This window comes from Halomonas sp. 3H (assembly GCF_024206005.1).
GTDB classification, from domain to species: Bacteria; Pseudomonadota; Gammaproteobacteria; order Pseudomonadales; family Halomonadaceae; genus Halomonas; species Halomonas campaniensis.
Map to the genome: position 1 here is coordinate 1,928,120 of NZ_CP100360.1, position 23,728 is coordinate 1,951,847.

Consider the following 23,728-nt stretch of genomic DNA (forward strand, 5'->3'; position numbering starts at 1 on the left):
TTGCAGACAGGAAGACCATGAGCACCTACGCTAACGAATTCCGCCGCTCCATCGACCAGCCGGAGGCCTTCTGGGCCGAGCAGGCGCGTCGCATCCCCTGGTTCACGCCGCCCTCCACGATCCTCGAGTACGACGAGGCCAACCATGCCCGCTGGTTCGTCGATGGCGAGATGAATATCAGCCATGCGGCCCTGGACCACCACGTGGAGCAGGGGCGTGGCGACCAGCCGGCGATCCTCTGGGACTCCCCGGTGACCGACAGCAAGCGCACCCTGACCTATCGCGAGATGCGCGACCAGGTGGCGAGCTTCGCCGGTGCGCTCAAGGGCCTGGGGGTCGAGAAGGGCGATCGTGTGGTGATCTACATGCCGATGGTGCCCGAGGCGCTGGTGGCCATGTACGCCTGTGCCCGGCTCGGGGCCGTGCACTCGGTGGTGTTCGGCGGCTTCGCCCCTCACGAACTGGCGGTGCGTATCGAGGATGCCGCCCCCAAGGTGGTGGTGGCGGCCTCCTGCGGCGTCGAGGTCAACAAGGTGCTGCCCTACAAGCCGATCATCGACGCGGCCATCGAGCAGAGCGCCCACAAGCCGGACGCCTGCGTGGTGTTCCAGCGCGAGCAGCATCTGGCCGAGCTGGGCCCGCGGGACCACGACTGGGCGACCCTGCTGGAAGCGGCGACGCCGGCCGACTGCGTGCCGGTCAAGGGCAGCGACCCCCTCTACGTGCTCTACACCTCCGGCACCACCGGCAAGCCCAAGGGGGTGGTGCGTGACACCGGCGGCTATGCCGTGGCGCTGGCCTACTCCATGGATGCCATCTACGACGTCGATCCGGGCGAGGTCTTCTTCTCGGCCTCCGACGTGGGCTGGGTGGTAGGCCACTCCTATATCGTCTATGCGCCGCTGCTGCGCGGATGCACCAGCGTGGTCTACGAGGGCAAGCCGGTGAAGACCCCGGATGCCGGCGCCTTCTGGCGGCTGATCAGCGAGTACCGGGTCAAGAGCTTCTTCACCGCGCCCACCGCCTTCCGGGCCATCAAGAAGGAGGATCCGGACGGCAAGCTGCTGGCCGAGTACGACATCTCCTGCCTCAAGGCGCTGTTTCTGGCCGGTGAGCGCCTCGACCCGCCCACCTTCCACTGGCTGGATGACCTCCTCGACGTCCCGGTGATCGACCACTGGTGGCAGACCGAGACCGGCTGGCCCATCGCCGCCAACCTTCACGGGCTGGAGCCCATGCCCACCAAGGCCGGCAGCGCCACCGTGCCGGTGCCGGGCTTCGACGTGCAGATCCTCGACCGCGAGGGCGAGCAGGTCGGCCCCATGGAGCAGGGCAGCGTGGTGATCAAGCAGCCCATGCCCCCGGGCTGCCTGGTCGGCGTGTGGGGCGACCCGCAGCGTTTCCATGCGGCCTACATGGCGGCCTTCCCGGGCTACTACCTGACCGGCGACGGCGGCTACTTCGACGAGGATGGCTACCTGTTCATCATGGGGCGCACCGATGACGTCATCAACGTGGCCGGCCACCGACTCTCCACCGGGGAGATGGAGGAGGTTGTCGGGGCCCACCCGGCAGTGGCCGAATGCGCGGTGATCGGCATCCATGACGCCCTGAAGGGCCAGCTGCCGGTCGGCCTGGTGATTCCCAAGGATGGCTTCGAGGGCCGCGAGGCGGACCTCGAGCAGGAGCTGGTCGCCCTGGTGCGCGAGAAGATCGGCCCCATCGCCTGCCTGAAGCAGGTGCTGGTGGTGGACCGTCTGCCCAAGACCCGTTCGGGCAAAATCCTGCGCAAGCTGCTGCGTAACATCGCCGACGGCAAGGAGTATGGCGTGCCCTCGACCATCGACGATCCGGCCAGCCTGCAGGACGTCCACGACGCCATGAGGGCCCGGGAGGTCGGCGCCGCCCACGAGGCTCGCCAAGTCTGATCCTTTCGCCATCAAGATCCTCAGCGCCGCCCACCCGGGCGGCGCTTGCGTTGGTCGGCATGGCCAGCACGCGCCCGGGCCCGTATAATGCGCGGCTGCTCGCTGCCAACGGCAGCCCGTTCCACGAGGGTTCCCTCACCCCTCCACCAAAAAGGATACCCGCATGTTCGTGCTTTCCGATCTCCAGTACCGTCGCTGCCTGACCCTGCTGGTCGGCTTCCATATCCTGGTGATCGCCGCCAGCAACTACCTGGTGCAGCTGCCCTTCACCCTGTTCGGCTTCCATACCACCTGGGGTGCCTTCAGCTTTCCGTTCATCTTCCTGGCCACCGATCTCACGGTACGCCTGTTCGGCAAGGAGCCGGCACGCGCCATCGTGATGCGGGTGATGCTGCCGGCCCTGCTGATCTCCTATGTGGTCTCCGTGGTCTTCCCCCGGGGAAGCTTCGCCGGGCTCGAGGCGCTGGGGGAGTGGAACCTCTTCGTGGCGCGCATCGCGGTGGCCAGCTTCATGGCCTACCTGATCGGGCAGCTGCTCGACGTGAGTGTCTTCGACCGGCTGCGTGGCCTGCGGGCCTGGTGGGTGGCGCCGGCGATCTCCACGGTGCTCGGCAACCTGGCCGATACCTTCGCCTTCTTCTCCATCGCCTTCTACAACAGTCCCGACCCCTTCATGGCGGCCAACTGGCTGGAGATCGCCTGGGTCGACTACGTGATCAAGCTGGCCATCAGCCTGCTGTTCTTCCTGCCGCTCTATGGCGTGCTGCTGGCCTGGCTGAGCCGCCGCCTGGTGGCCGCCACCGGCAGCCCCGACCTGGCACCGGAGGCCGCCCGGGCCCGTTCCTGAACCCAAACCTGCGCGAGGAGAGAGCCATGCCCATCGAACTGAACCATCTGGATAGCGACGCACCGGAGGCGTCCGGTGAGGGAACCCCGCTGGTGGTCATCCACGGGCTGTTCGGCAGTGCCGACAACTGGCGTTCCCACGTCAAGCAGTGGCAGGCGCATCGTCGGGTGATCGCCGTCGACCTGCGCAACCACGGCCGTTCGCCTCATGCCCAGGGCATGGGGTACGACGCCATGGCCGAGGACGTGCTGGCCCTGATGGATCGCCTGGGCATCGAGCGGGCCCACGTCCTGGGCCACTCCATGGGGGGCAAGGTGGCGATCACCCTGGCACGCCTGGCACCCGAGCGGGTGACCTCGCTGGTCGTCGCCGACATCGCGCCGCGTGCCTATGGCCACGACCACGACGTCGTCTTCGCCGGGCTGCGCCGCCTGGAGGCCGGACACCCCGCCAACCGCCGCGAGGCCGACGAGCTGCTGGGCGAGCACGTCAAGGAGCGGGCGGTGCGGCTGTTCCTGGCTACCAACCTGGAGCGGGCCGAGGAGGGCGGGCTGCGTCTGCGCCTGGGGCTCGACGAGATCCAGCAGGACTACGAGACGATCATGGGGCCGCCGATGGGAGAAGGGGCCTTCGAGGGCCCAACCCTGGTGCTGCGCGGCGCTCGCTCTCCCTACGTGACCGACGACATGCTGCCGGCCCTGCGCGAGGTACTGCCCGCCGCCGAGGTGGTGACCCTGGACGCCGGGCACTGGCTGCATGCGGAGCAGCCCGAGGCCTTTCGCGAGGCCGTGGAGCGCTTCGTCGCCGACCACTAGCGGGGCAGGGTCACCAGCGTGAGGCTCGACGCCTCAGGGCCATCGAGATGGCGCCTGAGGATCCGGTAGGTATCGACATCGAAGCGTCCCTGCCCGGCGGCGAGCGCCGTCAGCGCCGAGAGTGACGCGGCGCTGCCGAGATGGCACCAGTGATCCACCAGGTGCCAGGCCTGTCGGTCGCTCTCTCCCTTCTCGCCGATGGCCAGGCGGCCTTCCCAGGGCCAGTGGTGAATCTGCAGCCGTGACAGCGCGGCCCGCCCGCGGGCGGCATGGACTTCCGGCGTCTCGTCGCCTCGGCAGGCCCCGCGACAGCGCCCCAGCTGGCTGGCAAAGCAGGCGCCACGCCCCGACTCGAGGCCCAGCATGCGCAGGCAAAGCGCCTGGTCGGTGGCGATCTGCCGCAAGGCCTGGCGGGCCTCCCGTGAACTGCGAAAGAGGCCCATCAGCCCCTGTGCCTGGGGGCCGGTCAGCGTCTCGGTGCTCACCAGCTCGGGCCGCAGCGCTCCCGCCGGCCATGACCACCCGGCCAGGCGCCCGACCCGTCGCAGCCGCCGGTTCATGATCGGCAGCCGCTCCTTGATCAGCCGAGCCTCGAGCAGCTGGGCGCCCAGGTCGCCGGCCGTCTCTTGCCAGTCGAGATGGCGCACCTGCTGGGCCAGGCGCATCTCGCGTTCCTGTCGGTGATCCGCCTGAAAGTGGCTCATTACCCTGGCTCGCAGGTTGACGCTCTTGCCGATATAGAGAGGCAGGTTGTTCTCGCCATACAGCAGATAGACGCCGGGCCCGGCCGGCAGCTCCTGGAGCAGGCCCGGGTCGAGGTGTGCCGGCAGGCTCGGCTGCCGGCGCTGGCGGCGCACTTCCTCCTCGAGCCGCGGTGCCGGGTGGCGCCGCTGCCAGCACTGCCAGAGCGACAGCAGCGCCTCGGCATCCGCCATGGCGCGGTGACGGCCGTCGGCGTCGAGGCCATGGCGCTCGAGGAGGGCGGCCAGGTTGTGGTGGCGATGCTCCGGCGCCAGGCGCCGGGACAGGCGCAGGGTGCAGATCACCTCGGCGCTGAACGCTTCGCCGGCGCGCCTGAAGGCGTTGCGCAGGAAGCCGTAGTCGAAGCGAGCATTGTGGGCGACCAGGATGGCGTCTCCCAGCCATGCCCTCAGCTCGGCGGCGATCTCGTCGAAGGTGGGGGCGCCCCGGAGCATCTCCTGGCGAATGCCGGTCAGTGCGGTGATGTGCGCAGGGATGGGTACCTCAGGGTCGATCAGACGGTGCCAGCGTGCGGTAACCTCGCCACACTCGACCCGCAGGGCGGCGATTTCGGTGATCCGGTCGCGGGTCGTCCGGGTGCCCGTCGTTTCCAGGTCGAGGAATATCAGGGGCGCTTCCATCAGGGCGCTCCGGGATCGACCCCCAGCCGGTCGACCGGGGTCTCCTCGCCGACCAGGCCACGCTCATAGAGGAAGCGTTCGAAGCCGGCATACCGCTGGCTGTCCATGGCGGCGGGGCGAGTGCTGAAGCGCCGGAGAATCTCGGGCCAGGCGGCGCGGTTGGCCGGGGTGTCGATGCTCGGCTCCGAGGCGATCAGCCGCCGCCAGGCCTCGTCGGGGAATTCGATCATCCAGGCGGTGGTCTCCTCGAGCGCGGCGATCAGCTTGCGTATCGCCTCCTTCTGGCCACCGAGGCGATCACGGTTGGCGACGAGGATCAGGCCGTCATGGAGCGGAATGCCATGCTCCTCCACCCGCAACAGCTGTGCGGACGCCCCCTCGTCAGCCAGCTGGCGGGGGAGCTGCAGGCGCGAACTGACGATCAGCCCGTCCACCTCGTCATCGACCATGGCGGCGGCGAGGCCGAAGTTGACGTCCGTCAGCGTCAGCTCGGCGGGCACGAGGCCGTGGGGCTTGAGCAGCGCCGGCAGCAGGATGTCACGACCATCCTCGTCGGCGTAGCCGACCCGCTTCCCGGCCAGCCGCGCGAGGGACGCCTCCCCCTGCCCGTCCCGCAGGATCACTGCCGCCAGCGGCAGCCCCACCAGGGTGGCGACCCGGATCAGCGGCAGGCCACGGTCCACCTGCAGGTGCAGCAGCGGCTGGCGGGTCACTGCCAGGTCGACGCGTCCCGCGGCGAGCAGCCGGGTCGGCACGCTGGGGTCGGCCGGGGTCGAGAGCACGATCTCCAGGCCGTTGCGGGGGAGCACGCCATTGTCCCGGGCGAGGATCAGGGGGGCGTGGCGCGGGCTCGGGTACCAGTCGAGCATGATCTCGAGGCGCTTTAGGGGAGGTGGCGCCAGTGGCTCGGGGGCCGCGACGGCCACCGTCGGCACCGGCTCGATATCGGCCTGCTCGGTCTCGGGGGCGACGGGCGACGCCGAATCGTCATCGCCGCTCGAGGCCGCTTCCTCTTCGGGCATCGCGACCGCCTCGATGGCTTGCTCCGGGGCCGGGGCCTCTCCGCTGATGACATCCAGGCGAGGCACCATGACCTCGGTCTGCAGGGGCGGAAAGGTCGGCGGCGGGGCCGGCAGGGCCCCCTCGTCTGCCTCGCCGGGCAGGGCGGCCAGAAGGCCGAGTAGCACCAGGCAGGCGAGCCGCCAAGGCCGGTCGGTCCGGCGTAGGGCGAGTGTGGTCATGCGGGGAGCTCCAGCGGCAACAGCGGCAAGGGCGCTTGGCGCGGCGCCAAGTTTAGCCGCTGCGGCATATCCTTGGCCAGCCTCTCCCTGCGGCCGTCGCCGTGCGCCGGGCGGCATGCGATAATGCGGTTTCCTGCCGCCGTGAGGATCCCATGGACGCGATCAATACTCTCTTTCTGCTCAGCGGCTTCCTGATTGCCCTGAGCGTGCTGGCCAGCCGGCTCTCGGCGCTGGTGGGCGTGCCGCTGCTGCTGATCTTCCTAGGTCTCGGCATGCTGGCGGGGGAAGAGGGACTCCTGGGCATCCAGTTCGATGACTACTCCCTGGCCTTCATCATCGGCCACCTGGCGCTCGCCATGATCCTGCTGGACGGCGGCCTGCGCACCCGCCTCAAGACCTTCCGCGTCGGCTTCCGTCCGGCGCTATCCCTGGCCACCCTGGGGGTTTTCATCACCAGCGGCCTGGTCGGGCTGTTCGCCATGTGGATCTTCGACTTGTCCCTGCTACAGGGGCTGCTGGTCGGCGCCATCGTCGGCTCCACCGACGCGGCAGCGGTGTTCTCTATGCTCAGTGGACGCGGCGTGAACCTCAATGAGCGCGTCGGGGCGACCCTTGAGATCGAGTCGGGCACCAACGATCCCATGGCCATCTTCCTGACCCTGGTGCTGGTCGAGATGCTGGTGGGGGAGGTCGGAGGCATCCTCGACACCGGCCTGTTCCTGATCACCCAGTTCGGGCTTGGCCTGGTCATCGGCGTGGGCGTCGGCTGGTTGAGCGGCCGTCTGCTGCGCTGGGTGGACCTGGCGCCGGGGCTCTACTCGCTGCTGGCCCTGGCGCTGGGTTTCTGCGTCTTCGGTCTCACCAGCCTGCTGGGGGGCAGCGGCTTCCTGGCCATCTACCTGACCGGGCTGATGATCGGCAACCAGCCCGGACGCCATCTCAACTTCATCCTGCCGGTGCACGATGGCCTGGCCTGGCTGAGCCAGATCGGCCTCTTCCTGGTGCTGGGCCTGCTGGTCACGCCCAGCGAGATGATCGAGTACGCGCTGCCGGCCTCGCTGGTCGCCCTGGCACTGATCTTCGTCGCCCGCCCGCTGGCGGTGCTGATCGCCATCAAGCCGTTCTTCAAGTTTCGCTGGCGGGAAACCGGGTTCATCGCCTGGGTGGGCCTGCGGGGTGCCGTCCCCATCGTGCTGGCCATCTTCCCGGTGATTGGCGGCGTCGAGAACGCCTCGCTCTATTTCAACGTGGCCTTCGCGGTGGTGCTGATGTCGCTGCTGATCCAGGGCGGATCCCTCTCCTGGGTGGCACGCTGGATGAGGGTCGAGGTGCCGACTAGCGTCACGCCCAACCGCCGCGGGCCGCTGGGGATCCTGCCCGAGAACGACTACGAGATGTTCGTCTACGTGGTGGAGAACGCCGATCTGGAGGACGTGCCGATCCGCCTGCTGCGCTTCCCCTCCGGCGCCCTGATCTCGGCGCTGTTCCGCGAGCACGCCATGCTGCACCCCAAGGGCAGCACCCGGCTGCAGCGCGGCGACGTGATCTGCGTGATCGGACGCACCGACGACCTGCCGGCCCTCAACCGACTGTTCAACGGGGATGCGAAGCTGAAGCAGGAGCGGGCCTTCTTCGGGACCTTCACCTTCGACGGCGAGGCGCGCATGCAGGATATCGCCGATGCCTATGGCCTGACCCTGAGTCCCGGCGAGAAGGACATGAGCCTCGCCGAGTTCGTCTCCCTGCGAGTGGGGGGACACCCGGTCGTGGGTGACGACGTGGACTGGCACGGCATCCACTGGGTGGTGAGCGAGATGGAGGGCAACACGGTGACCCGGGTGGGCCTGCGGCTCTATTGAGGGAGAGGGCGGTGCTGGCCCTCAGCGGGCAGACTGGCGTGTGGTCAACTCGACCTCCACCGACTGCTCGGGGCTGGCCAGCCAGACCATGCCGTCCTGCAGGGTGGCGTTCAGGGACATATTGCGCTCCGCCAGGCCGGCCAGGGCCCGCACCGAGTCGGCCGCGACATCGATCACCGACAGGTTGTCCAGGCCGGCGAGCTTGCCGGCCAGCGGCTCCCACCAGAGGTCGGCGCCATGGCCGCTGTAGGTGTAGAGGACGACCTGCCGAGCCCGGCCGCAGGCGCGACGCAGGCTCTTCTCGTCCGGCTGGCCCAGCTGGATCCACAGCTTGATGGCACCGGTCAGGTCCTTGAGCCAGAGATCGGGCTCGTCCTCGGTGCTGACGCCACGGCCGAAGGCGAGGGCCTCGTGGGCATGCCGGGCGAAGGCCAGCAGCCGGACCATCATTCGCTCGTCGGTTTCCGAGGGATGGCGCGCCACGGTCAGGGCATGGTCGGCGTAGTAGTGCCGGTCCATGTCGGCGACCTGAAGCTGCACCTTGTGAATGGTTGCCTTGAGGGCCATCAGCACGTCACCGAGGTTGAGGTCGGGCAGGGGAGCCCGGCAGGAAAGGGACCAGAAACGAAAAAGGCACCCGCAGGTGCCTAATTCTGAATAGAAAGTGGCGGAGGGACAGTCCGCCGCTACCTCAACAAAATCAGCACGATAGAAGGGATTTTCTCTCCTACCCAACTACCTACCCAACGTAATCTAATGCGCTTGGGTTGTGCGGCATGATACGCCATAAGCTCGGAATTGGCAGTAAGCCGGGGCTCGGTTTTCACCGGCTGGTGATCCTCGCCGGTTGCCTCGCAGCCGGCCGCGCGCGGGGTCACTCGGCAGCGCCAGCACCAGGGCCAGAGGTATGCGCTCGGGGTGGGTGGCGCTGGCGCAAGGCGTGGGCCTCTTGCGGGCCAGTGGTTCGGAAAAACTGGGTTACCGTTATCGCGGAGGGGGCGCGGTGGTCTGCACCAGGCGGCCCGGTGGTTTCGCTCCTCCCCCTGCCATGCTCGGCCGGCCGCCAGCCTCTACCGTGGGGCTGCGGATTTTGCGGATTTGCGGAAAACCGCGCGGGGTGGGGCTCGGGGGCTGCGGATGCGTTGCGGATGGTTGCGGATTTCCGCAGGGCGGCGCGCGGGCTGCGGTGATTTCTCGGCAGTTAGCGATGACGCAGCAGGCTGGCCACGGTCGGCGCTCGGCGGTTGCTGGTGATCCTGAGCGCCAGCACCAGAGCCAGGTGGTCGCCCAGCCGGCGCCGCTGCCTTTCCTGATCGCGCGGTCTCGGGCTGGCGTCAGCAGCGGCAGACCTCGGCGGTCCAGGGTGAAACGTCCGGAAAAAGTTTCCTTATTTCGCGCGCGTGAAAAAGCGATTGGGGGCGCGGTGTCCGGTCCTTGGCGCTCTAGGGATTCTATGCCCCCCGGCCCTGGGCAGTGGCGCCAGTAGGCGGCGGCCGTTGTGGCTCCCTTGCATCTTCCCCGGTTCGATTCCCAAGCTTCGCCACCTTCCGCACCTTGAAACCTCGCAGCCATGCGGGTTCGGGGCGGGTGGTGGTGGTGATCCATGCTGCCGGAAATTCACCGGCCGGCCGGGAGTCAGCGTCCCCGTGGCCGGTGGATCATGCCAGGGAAGAACCTAGCCGATACATCAACCGGGAGACGCGCGGGCGGCTGCTCAGGTTGTCATATCATCGGGCGAGTTCCGGTCTCGAATCGCTCGCCGGGTCAGACGCGGCGCGGGTTCCTTCCCTCGTGCCAACCGGAAACGGAAATGACAACCGGGCGAAAATCTCGCACATAGCGCGCGGCCGGGGCTCGGCGTCCCCGCAGGTAGGGGGTAGGGGTCGGAGTACCTTTTTCGTCAGCGGTTTCCTACATCATCGGGGCCAGGCTTGAGCCATCATCAGGGTGGCGCCTGCAATCGCGGCCACGGTCGCCAACGGGACGCGCCCAGCGGATCGCAGCACGGCCACGGATGGCCAGTCCCACGCGCCAGCGCCAGCCGGGCGGCCCTGCCCTCAATGGATCGGCGTCACCGGCCCGCTGGTGATGCCCTCGGCAATCCCTTCACGCTCGGCGTGGTCGATGATCTCGCCTTCGGTTGTGCCCAGCGCTTCGGCCAGGTCAGCCAGGTTGTACAGCGCATTGCCGTCAGCGTCCCGGCCGGTGGGCCTCAGACCAGGGAAGCACTCGGCCATGCCTCGCCGCAGCTCGGCTTGTACCGGCCGCGTCAGGTACGGCGGGTGTCGGTCATCGAATGCGGCCGCTATCATCGCGTCAGGGCTCACGGCGGCCTGCCGGAAGGCGCGACGGGCCTTGCGGTCGATATTGGCCAGCAGCACCAGCACATGCCGCGCCAGCGGCCGTTGCAGGCGTGCGGGTGGCATAGCCAGCTTCCAGGCGGCCCACGCCTGGGCGGGGCTCAGGTGGGCGATACCTTCGCCGCTCTCGGCGGCGGCGGCCAGGGCCTCGGGGGTGATGGTGGTCATGGTGGTGGTCTCCTATCGGGTCAGCGCCGCACCAGCGCCAGCAGGGTGCGGTTTGCGGCCGTGCGGCCTCGGTTGTCCTTGGCCTGGGGCTTGGGCTCGGCTTCGGCGGCGGCCTGCCAGGTCTCGACATAGCGGCGCGCGGCGCGCTCGGTCGCGCGGGGCGGTAGGGTGTGCAGGCGCCGCAGGATGAATATCCGGTCCTCGGGCAGCAGGGGGCAGCGCTCGCCTATCCATGTGATCCAGTCCGGCCGGTCGGCCAGGCACTCGGGCTTGGCCTGCCTGGGGGTGTGGGCATCCAGCAGGTCGGCTACCTGTTGCCGGGCCTCCTTGATGCCCTGGGCGGCCTCGAAAGCGTCATCAATCGCGGCGGCCAGGTTGGCGCGGGTGGGCCTGTCCATCGGCGCCAGCACATAGCGCAGCCGGTTGGCCAGGGGCAGGCCAAGGTCACGGCCGGCGCCTTCCACCAGGGCGGTGATGATCGCCTCGGCTTCATGGGCTGGCGCTGGAAAGGTGGGCTGCGGATTTTGCGGATTTGCGGAAAACCGCGCGGGGTGGGGCTCGGGGGCTGCGGATGCGTTGCGGATGGTTGCGGATTTCCGCAGCGGGGGCGGATCGCCTGCCGGCTCCTCCCTTGCCTCGCTGCCAAGCGCCATCAGGTCGATGGCCGGCCGGCCCTGGGCGGCCGGCTGCTCACCGGCCGGGGGCTCGCCGCCTTCCCACAGGCGGCGGCCAATCTCCATCAGGTCGATCATGGTTCACGCCTCCACAGCCAGGCGCCAGCTCGCCGGGATGCCGCGCGGGCTGCTGCCGTCAATTTGCAGGTGGCCGGTATCCACGAGAAAGGCCAGCAGCGGCCGGGCCTTCTTGGCGCTGCGGTACTCGCTGGGCAGGCGCTTGAAGTCCTTGGCATCCAGCCGGCCGCCATGGGCCTTGATCCAGTCCAGCAAGTCGCGGGCTTGCAGCTCCTCGGCATCCTGCCGGGCCTCGGCCGTGCGGATCGCCATCGACTCCAAGTAGTAGGCCACCAGCCGGCCGGCGCGCTCGATATGGGCCACGGTCGGCGCGGCCTCGCCTTCCACCAGCGCCAGCACGGTGGCAATGCGCGCGGCGTTCTCGGCGGCCTTGCTGGCGAACGGCCGCACGTCACGAAAGCGGCCCTCCTCGCCGCTCTGCACCTCAATGGCGTCATGCAGCCGCGCCCACGTCGCGTAAGCGTCCCCCTCGATCCTCGCCAGCCTGGGGGTGATGCTGCCGTTCTCGTCCAACTCCAGGGGCGTGCGGATCAGGTCGGACAGGGCAGACCAGTAACGGGCTATCGCCGGGTCATGGTGCGGCCCTTGGCTGGGGTCGCGCCCTTTCAGCAGCCGTTGGCCTACCAGGCTGGGTTCCTGAACGATCAGGAAGCGTGCCAGGAAGCCTTGACCTTGCAGCAGCGGGTCGCCCAGCACCTTGGCGGCCACCACAGGTTGCAGCATCAGGTGGGCAGACAGGCGGCGGCCGGCCAGAACGCCAGAATCACCGGCCGCGCCTCGGGTGCGGGTGATCGGGTCGCCATCCCACAACTTGGAGACCATGGCCACGGTCCGGCCGCGTCCTTCCTCGGACATGCCATGCCCCCCGAAAAACCCCACGCCTTCATCCGAGAACAGGCCGGCGCTCGGGTGGTTGTGTTGCAGGTGGCGATAGATGCCCTCGGCGGTGGGCTCCGAGAACGTCATGCTCGGCGTGGGCGGTGGCTGGGGTTCCTCGGCGTCGATGCTGGCCAGGGTGTCTTGCAGGTAGGCGGCCTCGCCTTCGCTCATGGGCTGCCGGCCCTTGGGCTTGGCGCTGCTCACCAGGGAATCACGGCGCATTTCCCACGCCTCGCGGGCGGCCTTGAAGGCTGCCAGCTCCTCGGGGTGGTGCTGGCGCTTCTCGGCCTCAAGCTCGCGGATCGGCGCCAGCGCCAGCCGGTCAAGGCTCGATTTTCGCTCGCCGCTGCCGGCTATCGACAGGAAGAACAACGATACCGGCCCCCTGCCGTGCGGGCCTCGGGCCACGTCCACCAGTCCTTGCACGGCCAGGGCGGCCGCAGCCAGCACGGATTGGCCGGCCATGCCGGGCGGGGTCTGAACGTGATAGGCCAGCCGCTCGGCGGCTTCGCCCAATATCGGCCCCAACGCTTCCAGCGGGTAGTCGGGGGCGGTCTCGCGCTCGGCCAGGGGTAGGGGCGCGGTGTCGATGCTGCCGGCGCGCTCGGGCGGTTGCTCGCCTTGCTCTCTCACTGCGGCCAAGGTCATGGGGCCACCTCCTGCTGGCACCGGGCCAGGTCGTTGAAGTCGGTACAGGCACAGCCGGCGCAAGGGAAACGCGGCCAGGTCAGGTCCGCGCGGATCGCCTGGGCGGCGGCCCGGCCGGCCGTGATGCCTGGGTTTCCTTCGGTGCGGTGGTCGTTATCGGCGGCCACGGTGATGGCCACCTCAGCCGGCAGGCGCTGGCGCAAGGCGCGGCCCACGGTCGCCAGGTTGTTGGCGGTCATCGCGGCCACTACGGGACAGCCGGTGGCCTCATGCAGTGTTGCGGCAGTTGCCCAGCCTTCGCACAGGTAGACGCGCCCAGCGCCAGCCAGGCGGCCCACCAGGGACGCGGCGCCCTTGAGACGCGCGCGGGGCAGGAAGCGCTTTCCGCCATCGGGGTGGATGCGTTGCAGGTTGACCAGCACGCCATCGCAGAACAGCGGCACCAACAGCACGTCGCCATGCTGGCGTAGGCCATGGGGCGCGGTGCCCTTGGCTTGCAGATAGGGGTGATGGTGGCCGGCCGGCTGGGCGGCGGCCCACAGGTGGCGCGCTCGCTGGGCGGCCTCGGCGTGGTCTCGCTGGCGCTGGGCGTCTCGCTCTCGCCGCGCGCGCTCGGCGGCCTGCCGGGCCTGCTCTGCGGCGGCGGGGTCATGCTCGCCGGCAAGGGTGACGGTCTGCTGCTCCCCGGTATGCCAGTACCCATAGACGGCCACCTCTGCCGTGGGGCAGACATACCAGCCAGACAGGTTCCCTCGGCGCTTGTCGGGTGCATCGAAGCGGTGAACATCTCCATCGGCACAGATCGCCAGGCCAGTGACGCCTCGGGCGGCCAGGGCCTCGGCCAGCGCGGTGGTGATGCTATGATGGTGGGGCGCGTGGTGCGCGCGTGCTTGTCCCGGTGCCCGGCCCTTGTGGCCGGGCGCTCTCGTCTCAGCTCTCACGGAACGGGCCTCCTCCATCGGCATGGGCGGCATCCAGGGCGTCGAAGATGCCGCGCATGGCGGCGCCTACCTGCCCGGTGGCATCGGCCAGCGGTTGGTGGTGGGCCTGGGGCTCGCCGGCATCAGCCAGGGCGGTGGCGATGGTTTCCAGCCGGTTGCCCAGCGCCAGCAGGTCGCTCGCGCTTTGCACCAGCACGGCGGCTTGCTCAAAGGTCATGGTGGCCACCTCCCCGCGTCTCGTGGATGAACTCGGCGCGCTCCTCCATGGCCACGGATACCATCGCCAGCAGCATCACCAGACCATCCCGCTCGCTTTGCAGTAGGTCATCCCGCGCCAGCAGGCTGGCCAGCGCGCAGGTGGATAAGCTCGCTCGGCGCAACAGCGCTTCATCGCCCACGGTCAGCGCGTAGGAAACGGCCAGGGTGTCTTGGCTGGGGCCTTCCCCTTCCTCGCTGCTGGCGCTCGGCAGTGGGGCGCGGCGGGTGGCCACGGCGCCCACGGTTGGCCGGTGGCCGTTCTCCTCCTCGCACAACAACAACGCGCGGGGCTCGGGTAGGTCGCTGGTGCGGTCGCATTCCTCGGCCAGCTCACGGAGTAGGGCGGCCAGCTCGAAGCCTGGGGCCTCCTCGATGCGCTGGCGCTGCTCAGGATCGGACAGGCGTGCGGTATCAAAGGTGATGGTGGTTTTCATGCCGCGCCCTCCCCGGTGGTGCTGGTGCGGGCGGCCCCGGCTGCTGCCTTGTCCAGCTCATTGGCCACGCAGGCCAGGGCGAACGCCAGGCGTTCGGCTTCCGTGCCCTGCCGGCAGCGGGTGGTGATGATGGCGGGCGCCTCGGGGTCGAACGTGGCATCAATCGCGCCATCCGCCTGGGGCTCAATCCAGCAGGCGTCAGGCCGGCCGGTGGCCTTGAGTGCGGATCGCCAGTCCTGGGCGGCTACCTGCTGGCGCTCGCCGCTGCGGGCCAGGTGAACGGTGAAGGTGGGGGCGGATTGCTCCAGGCGTAAGCGGTCGAACGCCTGGGCCAAGCGCTGGGAAATGGACGGGCTCATGATGCGTCCCTCCCTGCCTCGGCTTCCCATGCTTGTAGATCAGCCAGGCGGAAGCGGGTGCAGTTGTCGCCCAGCTTCACCGGCTGCGGGAACTTGCCTTCACGCGCCCAGCGCCAGATGGTCGGCACGCTCACATTCTCGCGGCGCGCAGTCTGGGTCACCGTAAGGAATACGGGGGCGTCATGGGATTGAACTGTCATTGCACTTCACCTTGTGTTGCGGGGTTGCAAGGTGAAGGCTCGCGGATCAGGCGGGCGGGGTATTGGTCAGTTTTCGTCGGTTTCTGACCAACGCTTGGTTACCCAAGCTTCTAGGCTGCCTTCCTTATCCCATGGTCTGGGCTTACCGGGTCCGAATGCCTCACGCAATGCGCGGGCATCTTCGGAGTAGTAGGCGCGCTTCACCACAGAAGCGGACATGCCGTAGGGCTTTCCGGCTCGCTCGAATAGGGTCTCATCGATGGGATTGGCCTGGGGGTCGCTGGCGTGCAATGACCAGGCATCGAACGCGGCGCTCTCTCGCGCCAGCTTGCGGCGGTCAAGTTTGCACTTCGGGGTCAGGGTCAGGCCGGCGTTTTCTCCGATGAACTGGCCTTCCTTGTCCGACCAGGCGCTTACAGCCAAGGCCAGTGTTTGCAGATGCTCATCTTCCAGCGGCCATTGGTCGATCAACCAGCCGTCCAGGGCGCGCAATGCCGCCATCAGCTCGGCCAGCTCCTCGCTATCTTCGGGATGGTCGCGGAGCATGGTTCCCTCGGCATAAAGATCAGCCGGCCGGCCCTCGCGGACATAGCGCGCGGCATGGATGGATGACTCCAAGGACGGGCTTCGGGTGGCCACATGCCGCAGCGCCACGCGCGCGGCATCCTCTCGGTCGCTCGGCTGCGGCTCGGCGTAATCGGAGGTCAGCTTGTCGCTACTCATGTAATCGGCCAGCCGGTCAAGCACGCTTTCCAAGTCGGCTTGGATCGCCTTCAACTCGTCATCCATGGGCGCACCTCCTCGGGCTGGCGCTGGGCTCGGGCGGCACGGTGGGCCACCAGGGCCAGGTGGTTTGATCGGTAGCCGGCCGGCCGCTGCTGGCGCCTGGGGCTCGGCAGCGCAGGGCAGGGCAGGGCAGGCGGCCACCTTTTCCGCAATCGTCCGCAAAACGTCCGCAGGCGGCGCGGCCGGCAGTGGTGCGGTTTTCCGCAAGTCCGCAGCATCCGCAGCCGGCCGGCGCCAGCGTGGTGCGGTTCAGGCTCGGGCGGCCCCGGCTGCTGCCTTGTCCAGCTCATTGGCCACGCAGGCCAGGGCGAACGCCAGGCGCTCGGCTTCGGTGCCCTGCCGGCAGCGGGTGGTGATGGTGATCGGCGCTTCGGGGTCGAACGTGGCATCAATCGCGCCATCGGCCTGGGTCTCGATCCAGCAGGCATCAGGCCGGCCGGTGGCCTTGAGCGCGGATCGCCAGTCCTGGGCGGCTACCTGCTGGCACTCGCCAGTACGGGCCAGGTGAACGGTGAAGGTTGATTCGCCCTTCTCTGAAAGGAGGTAGGCATCGGGTGCAAGGCCATCAGATACAGCAGCCATAGCGCGGCGCGCCGCCTCATGCTGGGTTAAGCGCTGATCGGTGGTAACGGTGGTCTCGGGCTTCATGTCGGCTTTCCTCATTGCTCGGCGGCGGCTTCGCTGTTGCCGCCTCGGATCGGGGCCACGTTGCCGGTGGCCGGTGGGGTGGCCAGGAAGCGCGCCCATTGATTCATCAGCGTGGCGCGCTTGGCCAGCAGGTCGCCGCGACGATAGGCGGCCTCGGCGTGATTCTTGATCGTGTGGGCCAGGGCCATCTCGGCCACATGGTGCGGGGTGCTGGTGCGCTCGGCGGCCCAATCACGAAAGGTCGAACGGAAGCCGTGGACGGTCGCCTTGTCGTATACCTTCATCCGCTTGAGTACGGCGGCCAGGGTGGCGTCGGACAGCACGCCTCCTCGCGGGGCAGGGAATACCAGGGGGCTATCCTCGCGGCGGGGCAGGGTGGCCAGCAGGGCCAGGGCCTCGGGCGCCAGCGGTACGCGATGCTCGCGGCCTGCCTTCATCCTGTCAGCCGGTATCGTCCAGACCTTGCCGGCCATGTCGATCTCGTCCCATGTCGCCGCGCGGGCCTCGCCGGATCGGGCGGCCGTCAGGATGGTGAACATCAGGCACCGGGCGGCTATACCGTCGCGCTTGGCCAGGGCCTCCATGAAGCCGTGCATTTCATCCATCGGCATGGCGCGGTGATGCTCCACCTTCGCCACCTTGGAAGGCTGGGGCAGGATCGCGTCTAGGTTGCCTTTCCAGCGGGCGGGATTCTCGCCGCTGCGGTGGCCATGCACGGATGCCCACGACAGAACAGCCTCGATGCGCTGGCGAACGCGGGTAGCGGTCTCGGTCTTGCTCTGCCAGATCGGTTCAAGAACTTGCTTGACGTGCGCCAGCTCAATATCGGCCACGCTCATGGCGCCAAGCACCGGATAGGCGTAGGTCTCAAGCGTGCTTGCCCATTGCTTGGCGTGCTTCGGGTTGCGGGCCTCGGCTTGCTTCTTGGCTATCACCGCCTCGGCTGCCTTCTCGAAGGTCATTTCCTTGAGTCGCGCGGCCAGGGCGGTGGATCGCAGGCGCTGGCGCTCGGCTACCGGGTCGATGCCCTGGGCGATGCGCTCGCGGGTTTCTCGGGCCTTGTCTCGGGCCATGGCCAGGGTGGTGTCGGGGTAGCCTCCAAGGCCAATGTCCCGTCGCTTGCCGGCCACGGTGGCGCGCAGTATCCAAGTACGGGCGCCGCTCTGGGTCACTTGCAGGTGAAGGCCGGCCACGCCTCCCACGGCGAATAGGCCAGGCGTGGTCAGGCGCTTGACCTCAATGGGCGTCAGCTCTCGGGCTTTTCTCGGCATTGCGGCATACCCCACAAAGTACCCAACAAAGGATTCACGCTTGTAAGATATGCCCTAATACGCCTTAATACAAGGTGATACGGTAAGTGACTGATTTAGAAGGGTTCAATTTCCTACAGACGAAAAAAAGCCGCTGAAAACAGCGGCTTTTTTAAGCGTCTGGCGGAGGGACAGGGATTCGAACCCTGGAAAGGCTTTCACCTTTGCCGGTTTTCAAGACCGGTGCATTCAACCGCTCTGCCATCCCTCCGGCTCACGGGTCGGCATATTACCAGTTTTCCCGGGTGGGTCAAGAGCACCAGCGGATCAAGGCGTTAGCCAAGCGGGGCGTCCTACGGCACACTGGAGGCAAAGGAGGGAGCCCAGCATGTCAGATTTCCGAGACGAGGCCGCCCTGCGCCCGGTGCCGGCGGTGTCGGCCGCGCTGATTCGCGACGGCTGTATCCTGATGGTCCGGCGCCGCCACCCGCCCAATGCGGGACGACTGGCCCTGCCCGGTGGCAAGGTCGAGGCCGGCGAGAGCCTCCGGGACGCCGCCGCGCGGGAACTGCACGAGGAGACCGGCGTCGAGGCCAGTGCCGAGGGCGTGCTAACGGCCATCGACCTCTTCGACCATGATGCCCTGGGCGGCCTGGTGGCCCACTACGTGATCGTGGTCATCGGCATGCGCTGGCGAGGAGGCGTCGAGGCCGCCGCCGACGATGCCACGGAGCTGCGCTGGATGGACCTCGCCACGCTGGACGCGGTGGGCTCGGACGTCTGTGAGACCGCGGCGGAGGTGGCCAGAGGCCTGCTTCAGTCGGCATCGGGTGAGGAAACAGCGTTGAGAGCTTGTGCCTCAACGTCTTGCGCCGGGAACCTCTAGTCGGCATTCTAGGTCAACTGCCAAGATCACTAGACCACAGGGAGCACTGGATCCATGGCTTATCAAGACACTCAGCTGAGCCGCCAGCAGACACAGGCGGTCGGCACCAACAAGGTCCTGCGCAACACCTATGGCCTGCTGGCCATGACGCTGCTGTTCTCCGCCGTGACCGCCGGTGCGGCCATGGCGATGGGCCTCGAGCGCATGAACATCCTGGTGTTCTTCATCGGCGCCTACGGCCTGATGTTCCTGGTGCACAAGACCGCCAACTCCGCGCTGGGGCTGCTGTCCACCTTCGCCTTCACCGGCTTCATGGGCTTTACCCTGGGTCCGATCCTCAACGCCTACCTGGCACTGCCCAATGGCGCGGCCCTGGTGATGAACGCCCTGGCCATGACCGGCCTGACCTTCATCGGGCTCTCCGCCGTGGCCTTGGTGTCCAAGAAGGACTTCAGCTTCCTGGGTAACTTCCTGATGGCCGGTGCCATCGTGCTGATCCTGGCCATGGTGGCGGGCCTGGTCTTCCAGATCCCGACCCTGATGCTGATGGTCTCCGCCGGCTTCGTGCTGTTCGCCTCCGCGGCGATCCTCTACCAGACCAGCGAGATCGTTCATCGGGCCGGCGAGACCAACTACATCCTTGCCACCATCACCCTCTACGTATCGATCTACAACCTGTTCGTGAGCCTGCTGTCGCTGCTCGGCATCATGAGCAACGACTGATCCCTCAGGCTCAGGCACGGTTCGGCTGGCCCCGCCTCGGCGGGGCCAGCCTGTTTGCGGAGACCCTCTCGTCATGCGCTATGCCATCCTGCTGCTCGGTGCCCCCTACAGCCGCCAGGCCTCGCACTCCGCCCTGCGCTTCGCCCGTGCCCTGGTGGCCAGGGGACATGGCCTGGAGGGCGTCTTCTTCTACCATGACGGCGTGCACAACGCGGCGCGCCTCGCCGCCCCCCCGCAGGATGAACCCCATCTCGTCGATGGCTGGAAGGCCCTGAACCGCGAACAGGGCGTGCCGCTGCAGGTGTGCATCGCCGCGGCGCTTCGCCGGGGCCTGCTGGACGAGCGGGAAGCGGCCCGCCACGGCAAGCAGGGGCACAGCGTCGAGCCCCCCTTCGAGCTGACCGGGCTCGGCCAGCTGGTCGACCTGGGGCTGCGCTGCGATCGCCTGGTCACCTTCGGCCCCTGAGGCCGAACCGTTGAAGGAGCAAGGCCGATGAGTGAGGAGTCCACCCGGGAGAACGTGGCCGACCTGCTGGTGATCCTGCGCCACGGGCCCCATGGCTCGAGCTGGCTGCGCGAGGGGCTGGATGCCGCCCTGGTGGCGGCGGCCTTCGGCCGGCAGGTCTCGCTGCTGTTCATGGGCGAGGCCGTCACGGCCCTGGTCAAGGGCCAGCAGGCGGGCGCCCTGGGCCAGAAGGGCACCGCCGCAACCCTCGAGATGCTGGCGATGTATGATATCGATACCCTGCTGGTGGAAGCCGAGGCCCTGGCGCGCTTCGGTCTCGTCGAGCAGGACCTGATGCTGCCGGTGAACCTGCTCGATGCCGAATCGCTTCCCCGCCTGCCGGCCAAGCACCGGCTGGTGCTGACCTTCTGACCGTCCCCACCGCGGGCCGGTCCGCGGCCCGAGGAGCCGATCATGCTGCTGCATATCCTGAATCGTTCCCCCGCCACCAGCCTGGTCTATCGCCAGGCGCTGACGGCCATCGGCCCCGAGGATCGCCTCCTGCTGATCGAGGATGGCGTCCAGGGGGCCATGCCGCAGCTGGTGCGCCATTTCGAGGGGCTGGAAGGGCGACTCTTCGCCCTGCGTGAGGACCTGGCGTCACGTGGCCTGGAGGGGCATTGCGACCCGGCCGTCCAGGTGGTCGACGTCGACGGCTTCGTCCTGCTGACGGAAGAGGCGGACCGCACGGTGAGCTGGTACTGATGGCAACGACGGAGATCGCACGCCACCTGACGGTGGACGGCCGTGACATCGCCCTCGACCCCGAGGGCTACCTGATCGAGCTGGCCGACTGGTCGCCGGCGGTGGCCGAGCGCCTGGCGGCCGAGGAGGGGCTGACGCTCGGCGACGAGCATTGGGAGGTGATCGAGGTGCTGCGTGACTTCTACGCGCGCTTCGAGCAGGCCCCGGCGATGCGCCCCCTGGTCAAGGCCGTGGGCCTGGCTCTGGGGCCTGAGAAGGGGCGCTCCATCCACCTGATGCGGCTGTTCCCCGGCAGTCCGGCCAAGGTGGCGGCCAGGCTGGCTGGCCTGCCCAAGCCGGCCAACTGCCTCTAGGCGGCCATGAACTTCCTGGCCCACGCCTGGCTGGCCCAGGGCGGCAGCGACGACTTCCTCTACGGCAACCTGATCGCCGACGGGGTGAAGGGAGCCGACCTCACGGCCTGGGCGGCAGAGGTGGCCGCCGGGATCCGTCATCATCGCCGCGTGGATGCCTTCGTGGACGGCCATCCGGTGGTGCGCTCGGTGCGGGAGAGGGCGCCGTCACCTCAGCGCCGCTATGCGGGCATCGCCCTTGACCTGGTCTGGGATCACTTCGTGGCCCGCGACCTGGGGCTCGCCCGCCAGGAGTCCCGGCTGGTGGCGCGCTGCTACCGGCTGCTGGCCGATCGCCCCGCGCCGGCTCGCCTGGCTCCCATGATGCCGGTGCTGGTGGAGCAGGACTGGCTCCATCGCTACGCCGACTTCGCCTTCACCTGCCGGGCCATCCGCGGGATCGGCCAGCGCTTGTCGGGGCCCAACCGGCTGGCCGAGCTGGTCCCCTGGCTGGTCGGCGACTATCCCCGGCTGGAGGCCGACTTCCAGCGCCTCTGGCCCGAGGTCAGGGCGGCGCTGGAAATCCCCGAGGCGTGATCCTCACTCCACCCGCAGCCACAGGCAGTCGATGATCTCTCCCGGCTCGACGTGGCTCTCGGCCGGAATCACGGCCAGGGCATCCGCGCTGATGCAGGAGGAGAGCACCCCGGAGTTCTGGTCGCGGAAGGCCCTCGCCAGGACCCCCTCTTCGGTGAACTCCAGCGCCACGCGCATGTAGTGCCGGCGTGGCCCGGTGGTGGTGGCGAAGGCGGCCCGGGCCTTCAGCCTGGGCAGGCTGGCCAGGGACGGGCAGCCCTGCAGCGCCCCCATCAGCGGCCTCAGGAACAGCCAGGCGCCGACGAAGCTCGACACCGGGTTGCCCGGCAAACCGACGAAGCGCGCCTCGCGGCCCGCCTCACCGGGCAGCCGCCCCAGCGCCAGGGGCTTGCCCGGACGGATGGCCAGGCGCCACAGGTCGAGGTGTCCCAGCCGCTCCAGTGCCGCCTTGACATGGTCCTCCTCGCCGACGCTGACGCCACCGGTGGAGATCACCACGTCGGCCTCGCGGGCCGCGGCGGCCAGAGTCTCCCGGGTCCCGGCAGCGTCATCGGGCACCGAGGCGACCCCGACCAGCTCGGCACCGAAGCGTTCCAGCAGGCGCCTGAGCATGGGCCGGTTGGAGTTGTAGATCTGCCCCGGGGCCAGGGGCTGGCCGGGGTCGACGATCTCGTCGCCGGTGCTGAGCAGGGCGACCCGCGGGCGGCGGCGGACTCGAACCTCGGTGATGCCCTGGCCCGCCAGGTGGCCCAGCGCCGCCGCTTCCAGCCGTTCGCCCGCCGTCAGCAGCGTGTCCCCGGCCGCGACGTCGCGGCCGCGGCGGCGCACGTTGTCACCCTCCGGGATGCCATCGGGAATCTGGACCCGGTCGCCTTCCACCTCGACCCGCTCCTGCATCACCACGCAGTCGGCCCCCGGCGGGAGCTCGCCGCCGGTGAAGATGCGCGCACAGCTGCCCGGTGCCAGGGCAACGACCTGGGCCCCGGCGGCGATGCGCTGGCTCACCGGCAGCCAGTGACCGGCGTCCGTGTGGCACAGGGCATAGCCGTCCATGGCGCTGTTGTCGAAGGGTGGCACGTCGAGTCGCGCCATGACCGCCTCGGCCAGTACCCGCCCGGCGGCCCGCTCGCAGGGCAGGGTCTCGGCAGGCAGCGGGGTCACGTCGGTGAGCAGTGCGGCCAGGGCCGCCTCGACGCTCTGCAGGTCAGCCATGCTGGCCTCGTTTGGGAATCAGCAGGTTGGCCAGAGCTTGGAGAGAGTTGCAGGGCTTGTGCCCGCACTGGGGTATCTCAGCCATGCTGGCCTCGTTCGGGAATGACCAGGTTGGCGAAGTTGCACGGCTTGTGGCGACTGTCGAGCTGCTCTGCCAGGATGCCGTCCCAGGCGGTGCGACAGGCCCCGGTGGAGCCAGGCAGGCAGAACACCACCGTGGCATTGGCCAGCCCACCCAGGCAGCGGCTCTGCACCGTGGAGCTGCCTATCTCCTGCCAGCTGAGGTGGCGGAACAGTTCGCCGAACCCCTCGATCTGCTTGTCCAGCAGCACGCCCACCGCCTCCGGGGTCGAGTCGCGACCGGTGAAGCCGGTCCCACCGGTGGTCAGGATCACCTGCACCTCGGGGTCGGCGATCCACCCCGCCACCACGGCGCGGATCCGGTAGATGTCATCCGGCACGATCTGCTTGTCGGCCAGGCGGTGGCCGGCGGCGGTCAGCCGCTCCACCAGGCTCTGGCCGCTGCGGTCGGTTGCCTCGGTACGGGTGTCGGAGATGGTCAGCACGGCCACCGAGAGGGGAATCATCGCCTCGCTCATGTCACGAGCTCTCCCCGGCCTGACGCTTCTCGGCCTGGCGGGCCTCGTAGGCGGCCAGCTGTTCCGGCGTGGCCTCCTGCTGGTACTTCTCCTTCCACTCGCGGTAGGGCATGCCGTAGACGAACTCGCGGGCCGTCTCGTAGTCCAGTTCCGCACCGCGCTCCTCGGCAGCGGTCACCAGCCACTTGGAGAGGCAGTTGCGGCAGAAGTCGGCCAGGATCATCAGGTCGATGTTCTGCACCTCCTTGTGCTCGTTGAGGTGCCCGAGCAGGCGGCGGAAGGCCGCGGCCTCGAGCTCGGTGCGGGTCGCGTCATCGAGGTGTTCCATGGGGTCTCTCCCTGGCGTGATGGATGTCATGTTGTCGCCAGCATAACAAAAAGACACCGCCCGAAGGCGGTGTCGAGGGGTAGGGC

The 23,728-nt window shown here is 68.5% G+C and carries 28 protein-coding genes and 1 tRNA gene; 11 read left to right on the plus strand and 18 right to left on the minus strand.

Going from position 1 to position 23,728, the window contains the following annotated elements:
• The first annotated feature begins 17 nt into the window (after positions 1–17).
• From NFC98_RS08945 to NFC98_RS08955, 3 genes are all read left to right on the plus strand, one after another.
• Positions 18–1,928: a propionyl-CoA synthetase gene (locus NFC98_RS08945; protein ID WP_254277729.1), complete on the plus strand. Its 1,911-nt coding sequence runs from the start codon at positions 18–20 to the stop codon at positions 1,926–1,928.
• Positions 1,929–2,091: 163 nt separating this feature from the next.
• Complete coding sequence (locus NFC98_RS08950; protein WP_254277730.1) at positions 2,092–2,775, plus strand: 7-cyano-7-deazaguanine/7-aminomethyl-7-deazaguanine transporter; 684 nt, start codon at positions 2,092–2,094, stop codon at positions 2,773–2,775.
• Between the two features lie 26 nt (positions 2,776–2,801).
• Complete coding sequence (locus NFC98_RS08955) at positions 2,802–3,590, plus strand: alpha/beta fold hydrolase (RefSeq protein WP_254277731.1); 789 nt, start codon at positions 2,802–2,804, stop codon at positions 3,588–3,590.
• On the opposite strand, the gene NFC98_RS08960 is transcribed toward NFC98_RS08955, so the two are convergent.
• A complete protein-coding gene (locus NFC98_RS08960) occupies positions 3,587–4,972 on the minus strand; it encodes an exonuclease domain-containing protein (RefSeq protein ID WP_367948963.1) in 1,386 nt (461 codons plus the stop codon). The genes NFC98_RS08955 and NFC98_RS08960 overlap by 4 nt on opposite strands.
• A complete protein-coding gene (locus tag NFC98_RS08965; protein WP_254277732.1) occupies positions 4,972–6,213 on the minus strand; it encodes an ABC transporter substrate-binding protein in 1,242 nt (413 codons plus the stop codon). The genes NFC98_RS08960 and NFC98_RS08965 overlap by 1 nt, the downstream gene beginning before the upstream one ends.
• Positions 6,214–6,365: 152 nt before the next feature.
• On the opposite strand from NFC98_RS08965, the gene NFC98_RS08970 reads away from it, so the two are divergent.
• Entirely contained in the window at positions 6,366–8,072 is a 1,707-nt protein-coding gene (locus tag NFC98_RS08970; protein WP_254277733.1) for a potassium/proton antiporter, read from the plus strand.
• A 21-nt stretch (positions 8,073–8,093) separates the two neighbouring features.
• Here NFC98_RS08970 and NFC98_RS08975 read toward each other — a convergent pair whose 3' ends face one another.
• The 13 genes from NFC98_RS08975 to NFC98_RS09035 form a co-directional block, all read right to left on the minus strand.
• Positions 8,094–8,639, minus strand: coding sequence for a YaeQ family protein (locus tag NFC98_RS08975; RefSeq protein WP_254277734.1), 546 nt, complete (start codon positions 8,637–8,639; stop codon positions 8,094–8,096).
• Between the two features lie 1,490 nt (positions 8,640–10,129).
• The gene (locus tag NFC98_RS08980; RefSeq protein ID WP_254277735.1) at positions 10,130–10,600 is read right to left on the minus strand and encodes a hypothetical protein; all 471 of its coding nucleotides are present in this window, start codon (positions 10,598–10,600) and stop codon (positions 10,130–10,132) included.
• Positions 10,601–10,620: 20 nt separating this feature from the next.
• Positions 10,621–11,352: a hypothetical protein gene (locus tag NFC98_RS08985; RefSeq protein WP_254277736.1), complete on the minus strand. Its 732-nt coding sequence runs from the start codon at positions 11,350–11,352 to the stop codon at positions 10,621–10,623.
• A gap of 3 nt (positions 11,353–11,355) precedes the next feature.
• Positions 11,356–12,879 (minus strand): YfjI family protein, encoded by a 1,524-nt coding sequence (locus NFC98_RS08990; RefSeq protein ID WP_254277737.1) that lies wholly within the window; start codon positions 12,877–12,879, stop codon positions 11,356–11,358.
• Positions 12,876–13,820 (minus strand): toprim domain-containing protein, encoded by a 945-nt coding sequence (locus tag NFC98_RS08995; protein ID WP_254277738.1) that lies wholly within the window; start codon positions 13,818–13,820, stop codon positions 12,876–12,878. The genes NFC98_RS08990 and NFC98_RS08995 overlap by 4 nt, the downstream gene beginning before the upstream one ends.
• Positions 13,810–14,037 carry a hypothetical protein gene (locus NFC98_RS09000; RefSeq protein ID WP_254277739.1) on the minus strand — a complete coding sequence of 76 codons (228 nt, stop codon included), beginning with the start codon at positions 14,035–14,037 and terminating at the stop codon, positions 13,810–13,812. The genes NFC98_RS08995 and NFC98_RS09000 overlap by 11 nt, the downstream gene beginning before the upstream one ends.
• The gene (locus NFC98_RS09005) at positions 14,027–14,512 is read right to left on the minus strand and encodes a hypothetical protein (protein ID WP_254277740.1); all 486 of its coding nucleotides are present in this window, start codon (positions 14,510–14,512) and stop codon (positions 14,027–14,029) included. The genes NFC98_RS09000 and NFC98_RS09005 overlap by 11 nt, the downstream gene beginning before the upstream one ends.
• Positions 14,509–14,871: a hypothetical protein gene (locus tag NFC98_RS09010; protein ID WP_254277741.1), complete on the minus strand. Its 363-nt coding sequence runs from the start codon at positions 14,869–14,871 to the stop codon at positions 14,509–14,511. The genes NFC98_RS09005 and NFC98_RS09010 overlap by 4 nt, the downstream gene beginning before the upstream one ends.
• The gene (locus tag NFC98_RS09015; protein ID WP_254277742.1) at positions 14,868–15,071 is read right to left on the minus strand and encodes an AlpA family transcriptional regulator; all 204 of its coding nucleotides are present in this window, start codon (positions 15,069–15,071) and stop codon (positions 14,868–14,870) included. The genes NFC98_RS09010 and NFC98_RS09015 overlap by 4 nt, the downstream gene beginning before the upstream one ends.
• A 66-nt stretch (positions 15,072–15,137) precedes the next feature.
• On the minus strand, positions 15,138–15,860 hold the full coding sequence (locus NFC98_RS09020) for a hypothetical protein (RefSeq protein WP_254277743.1): 723 nt from the start codon (positions 15,858–15,860) through the stop codon (positions 15,138–15,140).
• Positions 15,861–16,106: 246 nt separating this feature from the next.
• Complete coding sequence (locus NFC98_RS09025; RefSeq protein ID WP_254277744.1) at positions 16,107–16,505, minus strand: hypothetical protein; 399 nt, start codon at positions 16,503–16,505, stop codon at positions 16,107–16,109.
• A gap of 11 nt (positions 16,506–16,516) precedes the next feature.
• Positions 16,517–17,776 carry a site-specific integrase gene (locus NFC98_RS09030; protein WP_254277745.1) on the minus strand — a complete coding sequence of 420 codons (1,260 nt, stop codon included), beginning with the start codon at positions 17,774–17,776 and terminating at the stop codon, positions 16,517–16,519.
• Positions 17,777–17,936: 160 nt separating this feature from the next.
• A tRNA-Ser gene (locus NFC98_RS09035) sits at positions 17,937–18,026 on the minus strand.
• A gap of 117 nt (positions 18,027–18,143) precedes the next feature.
• Here NFC98_RS09035 and NFC98_RS09040 point away from each other — a divergent pair.
• The 7 genes from NFC98_RS09040 to NFC98_RS09070 all read left to right on the plus strand — a co-directional run bounded on the left by NFC98_RS09040 (position 18,144) and on the right by NFC98_RS09070 (position 21,503).
• Positions 18,144–18,641: an NUDIX hydrolase gene (locus tag NFC98_RS09040; RefSeq protein ID WP_254277746.1), complete on the plus strand. Its 498-nt coding sequence runs from the start codon at positions 18,144–18,146 to the stop codon at positions 18,639–18,641.
• 54 nt (positions 18,642–18,695) lie between these two features.
• Complete coding sequence (locus NFC98_RS09045) at positions 18,696–19,364, plus strand: Bax inhibitor-1/YccA family protein (protein ID WP_183330542.1); 669 nt, start codon at positions 18,696–18,698, stop codon at positions 19,362–19,364.
• 73 nt (positions 19,365–19,437) lie between these two features.
• Positions 19,438–19,830, plus strand: coding sequence for a sulfurtransferase complex subunit TusD (tusD, locus tag NFC98_RS09050; protein WP_183330543.1), 393 nt, complete (start codon positions 19,438–19,440; stop codon positions 19,828–19,830).
• A 27-nt stretch (positions 19,831–19,857) separates the two neighbouring features.
• Entirely contained in the window at positions 19,858–20,241 is a 384-nt protein-coding gene (gene tusC / locus NFC98_RS09055; protein WP_254277747.1) for a sulfurtransferase complex subunit TusC, read from the plus strand.
• Positions 20,242–20,283: 42 nt separating this feature from the next.
• The gene (tusB, locus tag NFC98_RS09060; RefSeq protein ID WP_183330545.1) at positions 20,284–20,574 is read left to right on the plus strand and encodes a sulfurtransferase complex subunit TusB; all 291 of its coding nucleotides are present in this window, start codon (positions 20,284–20,286) and stop codon (positions 20,572–20,574) included.
• Positions 20,574–20,927 (plus strand): TusE/DsrC/DsvC family sulfur relay protein, encoded by a 354-nt coding sequence (locus NFC98_RS09065; protein ID WP_254277748.1) that lies wholly within the window; start codon positions 20,574–20,576, stop codon positions 20,925–20,927. The genes tusB and NFC98_RS09065 overlap by 1 nt, the downstream gene beginning before the upstream one ends.
• A gap of 6 nt (positions 20,928–20,933) precedes the next feature.
• Positions 20,934–21,503, plus strand: a complete 570-nt coding sequence (locus tag NFC98_RS09070; protein WP_254277749.1) for an ACP phosphodiesterase — start codon at positions 20,934–20,936, stop codon at positions 21,501–21,503.
• 3 nt (positions 21,504–21,506) lie between these two features.
• Here the strand turns inward: NFC98_RS09070 and glp are convergent, their stop codons facing one another.
• The 3 genes from glp to NFC98_RS09085 all read right to left on the minus strand — a co-directional run bounded on the left by glp (position 21,507) and on the right by NFC98_RS09085 (position 23,642).
• A complete protein-coding gene (gene glp / locus NFC98_RS09075; RefSeq protein WP_254277750.1) occupies positions 21,507–22,715 on the minus strand; it encodes a gephyrin-like molybdotransferase Glp in 1,209 nt (402 codons plus the stop codon).
• 77 nt (positions 22,716–22,792) lie between these two features.
• The gene (moaB, locus tag NFC98_RS09080) at positions 22,793–23,314 is read right to left on the minus strand and encodes a molybdenum cofactor biosynthesis protein B (protein WP_183330549.1); all 522 of its coding nucleotides are present in this window, start codon (positions 23,312–23,314) and stop codon (positions 22,793–22,795) included.
• A gap of 1 nt (position 23,315) precedes the next feature.
• Positions 23,316–23,642 (minus strand): DUF1244 domain-containing protein, encoded by a 327-nt coding sequence (locus NFC98_RS09085; RefSeq protein WP_254274687.1) that lies wholly within the window; start codon positions 23,640–23,642, stop codon positions 23,316–23,318.
• Between the last annotated feature and the right edge of the window lie 86 nt (positions 23,643–23,728).